This window comes from Dokdonella aquatica (assembly GCF_051987395.1).
Lineage (GTDB): Bacteria > Pseudomonadota > Gammaproteobacteria > Xanthomonadales > Rhodanobacteraceae > Dokdonella.
In genome coordinates this window covers 3,109,896-3,122,598 of the sequence record NZ_CP197094.1, presented here as the reverse complement: position 1 = coordinate 3,122,598, position 12,703 = coordinate 3,109,896, and the positions used below count along the sequence as shown (strand labels likewise).

The 12,703-nt window shown below is 70.2% G+C and carries 8 protein-coding genes; 4 read left to right on the top strand and 4 right to left on the bottom strand.

Annotation, left to right across the window (positions count from 1 at the left end; translation table 11 throughout):
- Window positions 1-9 precede the first annotated feature (9 nt).
- Window positions 10-1,176: an ADP-forming succinate--CoA ligase subunit beta gene (gene sucC, locus ACQQ2N_RS13955; protein ID WP_440222187.1), complete on the bottom strand. Its 1,167-nt coding sequence runs from the start codon at window positions 1,174-1,176 to the stop codon at window positions 10-12.
- A 261-nt stretch (window positions 1,177-1,437) separates the two neighbouring features.
- Window positions 1,438-3,126, bottom strand: coding sequence for a M64 family metallopeptidase (locus ACQQ2N_RS13950; protein ID WP_440222186.1), 1,689 nt, complete (start codon window positions 3,124-3,126; stop codon window positions 1,438-1,440).
- 188 nt (window positions 3,127-3,314) lie between these two features.
- On the opposite strand from ACQQ2N_RS13950, the gene uvrA reads away from it, so the two are divergent.
- The 4 genes from uvrA to ACQQ2N_RS13930 all read left to right on the top strand — a co-directional run bounded on the left by uvrA (window position 3,315) and on the right by ACQQ2N_RS13930 (window position 9,460).
- Window positions 3,315-6,164, top strand: a complete 2,850-nt coding sequence (uvrA, locus tag ACQQ2N_RS13945; RefSeq protein ID WP_440222185.1) for an excinuclease ABC subunit UvrA — start codon at window positions 3,315-3,317, stop codon at window positions 6,162-6,164.
- Complete coding sequence (locus ACQQ2N_RS13940; RefSeq protein WP_440222184.1) at window positions 6,161-6,565, top strand: acyl-CoA thioesterase; 405 nt, start codon at window positions 6,161-6,163, stop codon at window positions 6,563-6,565. Before uvrA ends, ACQQ2N_RS13940 begins: the two co-directional genes overlap by 4 nt.
- A gap of 118 nt (window positions 6,566-6,683) precedes the next feature.
- Complete coding sequence (locus ACQQ2N_RS13935; protein WP_440222183.1) at window positions 6,684-7,211, top strand: (2Fe-2S)-binding protein; 528 nt, start codon at window positions 6,684-6,686, stop codon at window positions 7,209-7,211.
- Entirely contained in the window at window positions 7,208-9,460 is a 2,253-nt protein-coding gene (locus ACQQ2N_RS13930; protein ID WP_440222182.1) for a molybdopterin cofactor-binding domain-containing protein, read from the top strand. The genes ACQQ2N_RS13935 and ACQQ2N_RS13930 overlap by 4 nt, the downstream gene beginning before the upstream one ends.
- A 386-nt stretch (window positions 9,461-9,846) precedes the next feature.
- Here the strand turns inward: ACQQ2N_RS13930 and ACQQ2N_RS13925 are convergent, their stop codons facing one another.
- On the bottom strand, window positions 9,847-11,310 hold the full coding sequence (locus ACQQ2N_RS13925) for a WS/DGAT/MGAT family O-acyltransferase (RefSeq protein WP_440222181.1): 1,464 nt from the start codon (window positions 11,308-11,310) through the stop codon (window positions 9,847-9,849).
- A 112-nt stretch (window positions 11,311-11,422) separates the two neighbouring features.
- Window positions 11,423-12,604 (bottom strand): MFS transporter, encoded by a 1,182-nt coding sequence (locus ACQQ2N_RS13920; RefSeq protein WP_440222180.1) that lies wholly within the window; start codon window positions 12,602-12,604, stop codon window positions 11,423-11,425.
- Window positions 12,605-12,703 lie beyond the last annotated feature (99 nt).

Below are 12,703 nucleotides of genomic sequence, written 5' to 3'. Positions count from 1 at the left end.
CGTCCTCGCTCAGGCGGCCTTGACCGCGGCAACCGCCTTCTGCGCGGCATCGTTGAGATCAATGGCCGGCGTGATCTTGAGGCCGGAGTTGGCGAGCAGTTCGCGACCCTTCTCGACGTTGGTGCCCTCGAGGCGCGCGATCACGGGGATCGTCAGGCCGACTTCCTTGACCGCGGCGATGATGCCTTCCGCGATGAGGTCGCAGCGCACGATGCCGCCGAAGATGTTGACGAGGATCGCCTCGACCTTGTCCGAGGACAGGATCAGCTTGAACGCCTCGGTCACGCGCTCCTTGGTTGCGCCGCCACCGACGTCGAGGAAGTTGGCGGGCTCGGCGCCGGCCAGCTTGATCACGTCCATCGTCGCCATCGCGAGGCCGGCACCGTTGACCATGCAGCCGATATTGCCGTCCATCGTGACGTAGTTGAGGTTGTTCTTGACCGCGGCCGCTTCGGCCGGATCTTCCTGCGTCTCGTCGCGCATCGCGGCGAGGTCGGCGTGGCGGAACTCGGCGTTGTCGTCCGAATCGACCTTGCCGTCGAGCGCGGCGAGGTTGCCGTCGGTCAGGATCGCGAGCGGGTTGAGCTCGACGAGGGCGAGGTCCTGCTCGTTGAACAGGCGGTAGAGGCCGCTCATGATCTTGGCGAGCTGGCCGGCCTGCTTGGCGTTGAGGCCCATGTCGAACGCGAGGCGGCGCGCGTGGTACGGCTGCACGCCTTCGACGAAGTCGACTTCGAGGGTGTGGATGTCGTCCGGCGTCTCGGCGGCGACCTGCTCGATGTCGACGCCGCCCTGCGCGGAGGCGATGAACGAGATCGTCTTGCTGCCGCGATCCACTAGGATCGACAGGTACAGCTCCTTGGCGATCTCGCCGGCCTCGGTGACGAGCACGAGGTTCACGGGCAGCGCGCGGCCGGCCGACTGGTAGGTCTCGATGTTGCGGCCGAGCATGCCGGCCGCAGCCGTCTTCACGTCGTCGACCGTCTTGCAGAACTTGACGCCGCCCGCCTTGCCGCGGCCGCCGGCGTGGATCTGCGCCTTGACCATCCAGGGCCCGTTGCCGAGCGACTGCGCGACCTCGACCGCCTGTTCGGGCGTCGAAGCGACCTTTCCGGCCGGAACCGGAATGCCATACCTGGCGAACAACTCCTTGGCCTGATACTCGTGGAAGTTCATGCATGCACCTTCTTGGAAGACGTGCCGCCGGCGCGATCCTGGCGGACCACGCACGGCCGGAAGCGGGGAAAACCCGTGCCGGCGAGGCGCCGACCCGGGACAAAGCGCCGCATAGTTTGGCCCCTCATTGCTGCGAAAGCAAAACCCGCGAGGCCCCGGCGTGGCCTTGTCGCGAGCCCGGCCGTGCTGCAATGCGGGCCGGGCCGGAATGCAAGGCCCATCGGGCATGCCCGCCACCCGATGGGCGGCGGGCGATGACCATCACTCGAAGCCGTGCGCGAACACGCGGTCGTTGCCGACCTGGATCGTCCACGTACGGGAATGCACCACGAGGCCGTCGGCCATCGACGCGGCGACGAACGGGGTCTCGTCGATCGCGCGCAGCTCGAGCGTGCGCGTCGCCGGCGTCGCGCCGATCTGCTGGAACAGGTAGCTCTCGCCGGTCGCGCCCGCGATCGGCGCGCCGTCGAGGTACCACTGCAGGGCGACGCTGCCGGTGACCGGGCGCAGGATGTCGGCCGAGAACGTCGCCTGCGTGCCGGCCTGGTAGGCCACCGGCGCGGCGGGTGACGGCACCTCGCTGCCCGGCTCGATCAGGTCGATGCCGCCCGCCGGCACGCCGAAGCCGCCGCGGTAGAGTCGCTTGACGTATTCCTGGCGACACACCGTGCAGAACGTCGTGATCAGCGAGCGCATGAGGCAGGTGTTGTGCACGGGCCGGTACATGCCGCTGGTCTGGTAGCGCGCGCCCTGGAACAGCCCCGTGCCGGGCGTGCCCGACGGCGTCGGGATCGCGATGCCCGGCGTGAACCAGGTGCGCCACTTCACGAGCGCGGGATCGGTCTGGTTGGTGACGTTCGCCTCACAGTTCGGCGTCGCGCCCGTGTCGCTGCAGGCGGGGAACCCCGGGTATGGCGAGTCGTACTCGTCGGCCAGGCGATGGAAGCTGTGGCCGTACTCGTGGATGACGACCTTCGGCGCCTCGCCGTGCGCCGACGTGACCGCGAAACTGCCGCCGGCGCCACCGTAGACGGGATCATTGACCGTCACGAGGATGTGGTCCCAGTCCGGGTAGCCGGCCGCGGCCGCGTAGAGCTTGGTGCCGTTGACCGTGAGCAGGCGATGGATCTGCGAGGTGCAGTACTTCGCATCGAACGCGGTGTCGACGAACGTGCCCGCGGCAGGGTCGTTCTGCGCGGCCGCATCGGCACAGCAGGTCGCGGTCGTGCAGCCGGACTGGTACGGCGGATGGTCCGCACCGGACTGCACCGAAGCGACGAAGCCGGTGCGCCAGTTCACGAAGTTCGCGTACTCCTTGTACGGCGACACGTTGAACATCGCCGTGCGCAGGTTGGCCGCCTGCGTGTTGAACGTGGCCTGCTGCGCAGCCGTGTAGCCGTCGCCGAGCACGAGCACGTCGACGCGGTTGCCGGACGGACCGGACGGATCGCCTTCGGTCGCCTCGACACGTGCCAGCGGCGTGCCTGCGAGCGGCAGGCGGTCGGCCTCGCGCGCGAGCGCGGCGAGATCGAGCTGCTGCGTGCCCGCGTCGGTCACGATCTCGATGACCTCGCCCTCGGCGACCGGCACGCGAAGCACGAACGCACGCGCGTCGTCCTCGACATTGGCGTGGTGCTCGATCGTCTCGCCGTCGTGGCCCGCGAACTCGGCACGCAGGAAGCGCGGCACCTCGACCTGGCGATCCGCCCCGCGCACGCCGTCGCGCACGGGACGCCAGGTCACGCGCTCGGTCTCGGTGTCCGAGGCACGCCAGGCATCACGCCGCGCACTCGCGTCGGCCGCGACCTCGACCTGCGCATGGAACACCGGCCGGGCCCGCCCGGCCGGGTCCAGCTCGAACACCACGTAATGCGCGGGCACCGCCCAGGCCGCACCGGCCCAGCCGAGTCCCGCCAGAAGCGCACCACCCCATCGCCGTGACTTGTCCATGGCCCCTCCCCGGGTCGTCAGTGACCTGCAAGCCTGCCATCTGCGGCGCGCCGTGTCTGCGCCGACGTTCCCTGAACGCGCCGCCCCCGTGGAATCGTGCCGCAGCATCCCCATCTCAGCGCCTGCGACGCCGGACGCTATAGTGGACGGCTTCCGCCTCCCCTCCGTACCGGTACCGACCCCTGCCCATGGACACGATCCGCATCCGCGGCGCGCGTACGCACAACCTCAAGAACATCGACATCGACCTGCCGCGCGATGCGCTCATCGTCATCACGGGCCTGTCGGGTTCGGGCAAGTCCTCGCTCGCGTTCGACACGATCTACGCCGAGGGCCAGCGCCGCTACGTCGAGTCGCTGTCGGCGTATGCGCGGCAGTTCCTGTCGGTCATGGAGAAGCCCGACCTCGACCACATCGAGGGCCTGAGCCCGGCGATCTCGATCGAGCAGAAGTCGACCTCGCACAACCCGCGCTCGACGGTCGGCACGATCACCGAGGTCTACGACTACCTGCGCCTGCTCTACGCGCGCGTCGGCACGCCGCGCTGCCCGGACCACGGCACACCGCTCGAGGCGCAGACCGTGAGCCAGATGGTCGACGCCGCCCTCGCGCTCGATCCGGAGAAGCGCTGGGCGCTGCTCGCGCCGGTCGTGCGCGAGCGCAAGGGCGAGCACGTGCAGGTGTTCGACCAGCTGCGCGCGCAGGGCTTCGTGCGCGCACGCGTCGACGGCGTCACCTACGAGCTCGACGCGGTGCCGCCGCTCGCGCTGCGCCAGAAGCACACGATCGAGGCGGTGGTCGACCGCTTCCGCGCGCGCGAGGACATCAAGCAGCGCCTCGCCGAATCGTTCGAGACCGCGCTGCGCCTCGGCGACGGCATCGCCCTGCTCGTCGACAACGACGACGAGGCCGCCGCGCCGACGCTGTTCTCGTCACGCTTCTCGTGCCCGGTCTGCGACTACTCGCTGCCCGAGCTCGAGCCGCGCCTGTTCTCGTTCAACTCGCCGATCGGCGCGTGCCCGTCCTGCGACGGCCTCGGCGTGACCCAGTTCTTCGATCCGCAGCGCGTGGTCGGCCATCCGAACCTGGCCTTGTCGGCCGGCGCGGTGCGCGGCTGGGACCGCCGCAACATGTACTACTTCCAGATGATCCAGTCGCTCGCCAGGCACTACGGCTTCGACGTCGACGCACCGTGGGAGAAGCTGCCCAAGGCCGCGCGCGACGCCGTGCTCAACGGCTCGGGCAAGGAACAGATCACCTTCAACTACGTTGCCGAGAACGGCCGCAAGGTGCAGCGCAAGCACGCCTTCGAGGGCATCATCCCGAACCTCGAGCGGCGCTACCGCGAGACCGAATCGCCGGCCGTGCGCGAGGAGATCGCCAAGTACATCAGCCCGCGCGCCTGCCCGGACTGCGGCGGCCAACGCCTCAACCGCAGCGCGCGCAACGTGTTCGTCGGCGAGAGCAACCTGTCCTCGCTGACCGCGCTGCCGATCGACCGCTCGCTGGCCTATTTCGACGGCCTCGTGCTGGCCGGCTGGCGCGCCGAGATCGCCGCCAAGATCGTCAAGGAGATCCGCGAACGCCTGACCTTCCTCGTCGACGTCGGCCTCGACTACCTCACGCTCGATCGCCAGGCCGATTCGCTGTCGGGCGGCGAAGCGCAGCGCATCCGCCTCGCCAGCCAGATCGGCGCCGGCCTCGTCGGCGTCATGTACGTGCTCGACGAGCCCTCGATCGGCCTGCACCAGCGTGACAACGAGCGCCTGCTCGGCACGCTCGAGCGCCTGCGCGGGCTCGGCAACACCGTCATCGTCGTCGAGCACGACGAGGATGCGATCCGCGCCGCCGACCATGTCGTCGACATCGGCCCCGGCGCGGGCGTGCACGGCGGCGAGATCGTCGCCCAGGGCACGCTCGCCGACCTGCTCGCCGCGCCGCGCTCGCTGACCGGCCAGTACCTGTCCGGCAAGCGCCGCATCGAGGTGCCCAAGCAACGCCGCGTACCGGACCCCGAGCGCATGCTGCGTCTCGTCGGTGCGACCGGCAACAACCTCAAGGATGTCGACCTCGAGATCCCGGCCGGCCTGTTCACGTGCGTGACCGGCGTGTCGGGTTCGGGCAAGTCGACGCTCGTCAACGACACGCTGTTCCGCATCACCGCGGCCGAGCTCAACGGAGCCAACGAGAAGCCGGCGCCGTACCGCGAGGTGCAGGGCCTGGAGCTGTTCGACAAGGTCGTCGACATCGACCAGTCGCCGATCGGCCGCACGCCACGCTCGAACCCGGCCACCTACACGGGCCTGTTCACGCCGCTGCGCGAGCTGTTCGCGCAGGTGCCCGAATCGCGTGCACGCGGCTACGGTCCGGGCCGTTTCAGCTTCAACGTCAAGGGCGGACGCTGCGAAGCCTGCGAGGGCGATGGCCTGATCAAGGTCGAGATGCACTTCCTGCCCGACGTCTACGTACCCTGCGACGTATGCCACGGCAAGCGCTACAACCGCGAGACGCTCGAGATCACCTACAAGGGCCACACGATCGCCGACGTGCTCGGCATGACCGTCGAGGACGCGACGACGCTGTTCAAGCCCGTGCCGATGCTCGCGCGCAAGCTCGAGACGCTGCTCGACGTCGGCCTCGGCTACATCAAGCTCGGCCAGAGCGCGACCACGCTGTCCGGCGGCGAGGCGCAGCGCGTCAAGCTCTCGCGCGAGCTCAGCAAGCGCGATACCGGCCGCACGCTGTACATCCTCGACGAGCCGACCACGGGCCTGCACTTCCACGACATCGAGCAGCTGCTCGAGGTGCTGCACCGCCTGTCCGAGGACGGCAACACGGTGGTCGTGATCGAGCACAACCTCGACGTGATCAAGACCGCGGACTGGATCGTCGACCTCGGCCCCGAAGGTGGCAGCGGCGGCGGCACGATCCTCGCGACCGGCACGCCCGAACAGATCGCCAAGGCCAAGGCCTCGCACACGGGCCGCTTCCTCGCGCGCACGCTGGCCGAGGCGAAGAAGAAGCCGAAGGCCGCATGAGCGACATCCCGATGAAGGCGCTTGCGCGCGTGCCGATCCGCATCCGCTGGCGCGACCTCGATGCCTACGACCACGTCAACAACGCGACCTACCTGACCTACCTCGAGGAAGCCCGCCTGCACTGGCTGACCTCGCTCGAGGGCACGTGGCTCGGCGACGCGATGAAACCCGTGGTCGCCGCGACCACGCTCAACTTCCGCCGCCAGCTGCAGTGGCCCGGCGAAGTCGTCGTCGAACTCGCGGTCGAACGCCTCGGCACGCGCTCGCTGACGATCGCGCACCGTTTCGTCGATGGCGACGGCACGCTGTACGGCGACGGCAACGTCGTCATGGTCTGGATAGACCCCGCCGACGGCCGTTCGGTCGCCCTGCCCGACGCCGTGCGCGGCGCCTGCACCTGATCCCTGCGCCGCAGGCGCCTGAACGGCGCCTGCGGCCTGCCTGTGCACGACCGCGCTGCGATGCGACAATCGAGGCCGTTTCGGCGCCCTCCACGGTCGCCTCCCACGGCGGACAGGCATGCAGGACACACCCGAGAACCGCGCTGCAGCAGCGACACCGATCGATGCGGGCATCGAGCCCGGCACCCTCCAGCTCGGCATCAACGGCAAACCGTTCTTCCACAGCGGCGACGCGACGATGCCGCTGCTGTGGTTCCTGCGCGACGTGCTGCGCCTGACCGGCACCAAGTACGCCTGCGGCGTCGGCACCTGCGGCGCCTGCACCGTGCTCGTCGACGGCAAGGCCGCGCGCGCGTGCATGGTGCCGATGCTGGAAGCCGCAGGCCGCGAGATCACGACGATCGAAGGTCTCGAGCGCGACGGCCTGCATCCCGTGCAGCAGGCCTGGATCGAGAACGACGTCGTGCAGTGCGGCTACTGCCAGTCCGGCCAGATCATGGCCGCGGTGGACCTGCTGCGCCGCAAGCCGCGCCCGAGCGAGGACGACATCGCGCAGATCGGCAACCTGTGCCGCTGCGGCACGTACCCGCGCGTGCGCAGCGCGATCCAGCGCGCCGCCGAGCTGACGCGGGCCAAGCGCACGTGAGCGGCGCCTTCGATGCCTCGCGCCGGCGCTTCCTGCGCATCGGCCTGACCGCTTCCGGCGCGCTGGTCGTCGGTTTCCGACTCGACGACGCGCTCGCGCAGTCGTCGTCGGTGCCGCCCGACCTGCTCGGCGACGAACTCACCGAACTCACCGCGTTCGTCATGATCGAACGCGGCAACCGCATCGTGATCGGCGCACCCGCCTGCGAGACCGGCCAGGGCGCGATCACCGCGTACCCGATGCTGGTCGCCGAGGAGCTCGGCGTGGCCTGGCCGCAGGTGCGCGTGACCCAGCTGCCGTACGGCTACCGCGAAACCGACGGCAACGCCTCGAACCGTTTCGGCAACCAGTCCGGCGCGATCGCCAACCCGATCGGCGAGGCATGGACGGCGCTGCGCACGGCCGGCGCCACCGCACGCGCGATGCTCGTCGCCGCCGCGGCGCGCGAATGGAACCTGCCGGTCGAGCAGCTGCGCACGGCCGAAGGCCACGTCATCGCACCCGATGATCGCCGCATCAGCTACGGCGCGCTCGCGCGCGGTGCCGCTTCGCAGCCGCCGCCCGCCCAGGCGCCGGCGCTCAAGGATCCGGCGACGTTCACGCTGCTCGGCACGCCCGTGCGCACGACCGACGTGCGCAACGTCGTCACGGGTCGCACGCGCTACGCAAGCGACGATTTCCTGTCCGGCGGCCTGATCGCGGTCGTGCTGCGCTGCCCGCACCTCGGCGGCCGCCTCGAGAGCGTCGCCGATGCCGCCGCACGCAAGGTCCCCGGCGTGCGCGAGATCGTCGTGCTCGAGCCGGCCGCGGCGAATGCGAGCGGCGACGGCCCCTCCGTCGCGGGCATCGCCGTCGTCGCCGAGTCGACCTGGGCAGCACTGAAGGGCCGCGCGGCACTCGTGCCCGTGTGGACGCCGGGCCCTTTTCCCGAAGAATCCAACGCCACGCTCGCCGCGACCGCACACGCGCTGCTCGACGCGGCCACCGATGGCGTCGTCGTGCGCCACGAAGGCGACATGGCCGGCTCGCGCAAGCGCGCGCGTCTCGCCTTGTCGGCACGCTACGAGCTGCCGTTCCTCGCCCACGCGACGATGGAACCGCCCAGCGCGGCGATCGAGCTGCGCCAAGACGGCGCCCTGTTGATCGCCGGCATCGAGGACCCCGATGCGGCATCGGCGCTGATCGCGGAGCTCACCGGGCTGCCGCGTGCGGGCATCGAGATCCGCCTGCCGCGCTCGGGCGGCAGCTTCGGTCGCCGCCTGCGCAACGACTTCGTCGCCGAAGCCGTGCAGGTCGCCAAGGCCGTCGGCAAGCCGGTCAAGCTCGTGTGGACGCGCGAGGACGATCTCGCCAACGACCGCTACCGCCCGTTCGGCCTGCATGCGATGACGGCGACGCTCGACCGCGCCAACCGCATCGCCGGCTGGTCGCATCATTGCGCCGCGACGCCGGCCAGCGGCCGCGAACCCGGCGCACCGGCGTGGCGCGGCTGCGTGTCGGCCGAGGCGTTCCCCGCAGGCTTCGTCGAGCATCTCGACACGCAGTTCCACGCGCTCGAATCGGGGTTGCCACGCCACGACATGCGCAAGCTGCGGCATGGTTTCGACACGTTCGCCACGCAGTGCTTCCTCGACGAGATCGCCTTCGAGACACGCCGCGACCCCGTGCGCCTCCGCCTGGACATGCTCGGCGAGCCGCGCGAGGTGCCGGCCGGCGAAGGCGGCATCATGTTCGATACCGGCCGCATGGCGGCCGTGCTGTCGGCCTGTGCCGAGCGCATCCAGTGGTCGACGAAGCGCACCGACGGCCACGGCCTCGGCATCGCCTGCCACGCGACGGGCGGCGGCTATGTCGCCCATGCGTTCGAGATCGGCATGGACGGCGAGCGCGTGCGCATCCATCGCGCCGTCTGCGTCGTCGACGTCGGTCGCGTGATCAACCCGCTCGGCCTCGAGAACCGCGTCGCGTCGGCCGTCGTCGACGGACTCTCGACCGCACTCAACCTCGCCGTCACGGTCAAGGCCGGCCAGGTGCAGCAGAAGAACTTCCCCGACTACCGATTGCTGACCGCTGCCGGCGCGCCGCCGAAGGTCGAGGTGCATGCGATGCCGTCGACGCTCGATCCGGTCGGCGTCGGCGAACTCGCCACGTCGAGCGTCGCAGCGGCGCTCGCCAACGCGATCTTCGCGACCACGACCGTGCGCGTGCGCAAGCTGCCGCTGATGCCGGAGCTGTTGCGCATGCTGTGAGGCTGCGCAAAGGCCCGGCGGTATCGCCGCTCCCCCACAAGCGGGGCTGCGGTGTACATCGACCACGCGCAGGGCGGAACCCGCGCAGCGGATTCCGCCGTCACCCCCGTGACGACCAACCCACGTCGCGTCGACCTCGACTCAGGCAAGCACGCCGAAGCATGGGGTCAGGTTCATTTGCCCGGAGGTGCAACCGGGCTTTGACGCATCCACCCGGCAAATGAACCTGACCCCGGGCGCCCGATCCTCGTCGCGAGGCCGGACCCTCATCCTGCCCTTCGGACCACCCCGTATCGAGTACGGGGCAGGCTCTTCTCCCGCAGGGAGAGGGAAACGTCGTGCCGTGTGGAACGCGCTCGGCGGCTTCCGCGTCGAGCCGCAAGGCCTCAGATGTAACGCTGCAGCGTAGCCGCCGCGCCGGCCGGTTCGATGTCGTCGTCCCAGTCTTCCATGAGCACGAGCATCACGAGCTTCTCGAACTCGGCCGCGAAACGCTGCGCGACCGCGTCGGGATCGCGCACGCGCTTGGCGTCGCCGATCAGGCCGAAATGCACGTTGCCGTTGTAGCTCAGGATCGACAGGCCGACGCCGATCGAGCCCGATTGCGGCACCCAGAACATGAGTTCGCGCACCTCGGCACCGGCGAGGTACAGCGGCTGCTGCGGACCCGGCACGTTGGTCGCGACCGCGGTGGCCTTGCGGCTGAAAAGTTCGAGCGCGGGACCCTGCAGCGCCTGCGGCCCCATGCCGAGCAGCGCGAGCAGGCCGAGCGTGACGAAGGCCTGCCGCGAGCGCTTGAGCTCCTGCATGCTCGCGGTGATGCGCTGCAGGCGCCGCAGCGGATTGCCTTCGCCGACCGGCAGGTCGAGGAAGACGAGGCCGAAATGGTTGCCGAGCTTCTTGGCGTGCTCGAGCGGACGCAGGTTGACCGGCACGGTCGCGCGGATCGTCAGGCCGTCGACATCCTGCCCCTGGTCGAGCAGGTAGCCGCGCAGCGCGCCGGTCGCGCACGCGAGCAGCACGTCGTTGACGGTGCAGCCGAGCACCTTGCCGAGCGTCTTGACGTCCTCGAGCGGCAACGGATCCGCCCAGGCCACGCGCTTGACCACGCCAAGCGGGCCCTTTAGCAGCGTCGGCGGATCGTCGGGCAGGCTCAGCGCGATCGCGAGTTCGCGCGTGATCTCGCCGCCTTCGCGTGCGACGTCGGCCGCGACCGCAGGATCGGCGAGCATCGCGGCCGCCTTCTCCCACACGCGGTTGCCGATCTTCATCGCCTTGCCGAGGCCGGCCTGCGCAGGCTCGAGCATGCGCTGCCAGACGTTGCCGCCGTCACGCTGGAGCCAGGTGCGCGCGAGTTCGGCGTGCTTCTCGGGATCGGGCGCGGTATCGGTCAGCGACAGCATGACCTGCACGAGCGCGAGACCGTCCGCATAGCAGTGGTGGATGCGCGCGACGAGCACGCTGCCACCGCGGTAGTTCTCGATGAGATGGAACTGCCACAGCGGCTTGGAATGATCGAGCGGCGTCGACGCGAGTTCGCCGACGAAGGCCTCGAGCTCGGGCTTGTCGGCCGCGCCCGGCAACGCCGCGAGGCGCACGTGCCAGTCGAGGTCGAAGTCGGCGTCGAGTTCCCAGTACGCCGACGACGGCGTGTTGACCGCCTTGTGGCGGAAACGGCGGTAGGCGAGGAAGCGTTCGCCGAGCAAGGCGCGCACGGCAGGCAGGTCGAGATGACCGGCGAACATGAACACGCCGGTGATCATCATGAGGTTGGTCGGACGCTCCATGCGCAGCCAGGCCGTGTCCACCTTGGACATCGCCTCGCGCGTACGACCCTTCGTTTCGAACATGCGTTCCTCCCGTGGCCGCGTCCGGCGCTGCATCGCAACACGCCGCGCGCCGTGGCGGACGACGGGCTAGCATCCGGGTCCGCCGTTCAAAACGCAACGCCGGACGCTGCGCTCAGTCCTCCAGCCGCGGCAACAGGCGCAGCACGACGAGCGCCGCGAGCGTCGCCACGGCCGTCGCGGCGGCGAGCGGTGCGGGGCCCGTGGCGATCCACGGCGCGACGAGCAAGGTACCGCCACCGGCCACCGCGAGCACGAACACGATCACGAGCGCGGCACCACGCGCATCGTCTCCACGCGCGGCCACGATCGCGCGATGGAAGCCCGGCGGTCCGCGCAGGCCGAGTCCGAGGCCCACGATCGCGAACAGCGCCGCGAGCACGCGCGGACCCGGATCGCCGATCGTCGACGCGATCGTCATCGAGACCGCACCAGCCGCCGCGATCGCGGTGCCGGTCGCGATCATGCGCTCGGTGCCGAAGCGCCGCGCGAGGCGACCGGCAAGATTCGCCGCGACGATGAACACGGCGATGCACGTCACCTGCAGCACGATGAAGTCGTCGAGCGTGCCGCGCATGTGCCCGGTCATGACGGCCGGCGCACCGAACACGAACACGAGCAGGCCGCCGAGCACGAGCGCCTGGCTCGTCGCGTAACGCAGGTAGGTGCGATCGCGCAGAAGCGCGACATAGCTTCCGCCGCCGTCGGCACGCGCCGGCACCGGCAGTCGCGCACGCAGCGCGACCACGATCCCCGCGAGCAGCAGCGCGAGCACGCCGATCACGACGAACGACGACGTCCATCCGCCATGTGCGAGCAGCCACGCGCCGAGCACCGGCGCGAGCGCGGGCACCAGCGCCTCGATGCTGCCGAGCCGTCCCAGCGCACTGACCGCGGCGTCGCCATCGTAGAGCCGGCGCAGGAAGCCCGGCGCGAGCACCGCCGCAGCCGATCCCGCCACGCCCTGCACGACGCGCAACGCGACCAGCGCCTCGAGCGACGTGCACGCGAGCGCGAGCAGCGAACTCGCGCCGTAGGCCGCGAGCGACCACGCGAGCACGTCGCGCGCGTCGAAACGCGCGGCGAGCCGGCCGAACAGCAGCAGGCCGACCGCCGAGCCGAGCACGAACGCCGCGAGCACCTGCTGCGCCTGCGCCGTGTCGCCGCCGAGCACGGACGGCAACGACGGCACCGCGGGCAGCACGAGATCGGTGCCCGCGAGCCCGACGATCGTCGCCGCCGTCACGAGCACGAAACCGCCCGTGGCCGCGACGGTCACGGCACGCCCTTCACTCATGCCCTCGTCCATCGATCCCCTCCCGCAGGATGCATGTGCGCACGCCGGTGCGCCGCCGTCCCGTGATCGGACGTTAGCGCGGAACCGATGCCGTGCGCA

Bases quoted from the DNA above. Each gene is read 5' to 3' on its own strand.
- sucC (WP_440222187.1), bottom strand. From the start codon at position 1,176: ATGAACTTCCACGAGTATCAGGCCAAGGAGTTGTTCGCCAGGTATGGC.
- ACQQ2N_RS13950 (WP_440222186.1), bottom strand. From the start codon at position 3,126: ATGGACAAGTCACGGCGATGGGGTGGTGCGCTTCTGGCGGGACTCGGC.
- uvrA (WP_440222185.1), top strand. From the start codon at position 3,315: ATGGACACGATCCGCATCCGCGGCGCGCGTACGCACAACCTCAAGAAC.
- ACQQ2N_RS13940 (WP_440222184.1), top strand. From the start codon at position 6,161: ATGAGCGACATCCCGATGAAGGCGCTTGCGCGCGTGCCGATCCGCATC.
- ACQQ2N_RS13935 (WP_440222183.1), top strand. From the start codon at position 6,684: ATGCAGGACACACCCGAGAACCGCGCTGCAGCAGCGACACCGATCGAT.
- ACQQ2N_RS13925 (WP_440222181.1), bottom strand. From the start codon at position 11,310: ATGTTCGAAACGAAGGGTCGTACGCGCGAGGCGATGTCCAAGGTGGAC.
- ACQQ2N_RS13920 (WP_440222180.1), bottom strand. From the start codon at position 12,604: ATGAGTGAAGGGCGTGCCGTGACCGTCGCGGCCACGGGCGGTTTCGTG.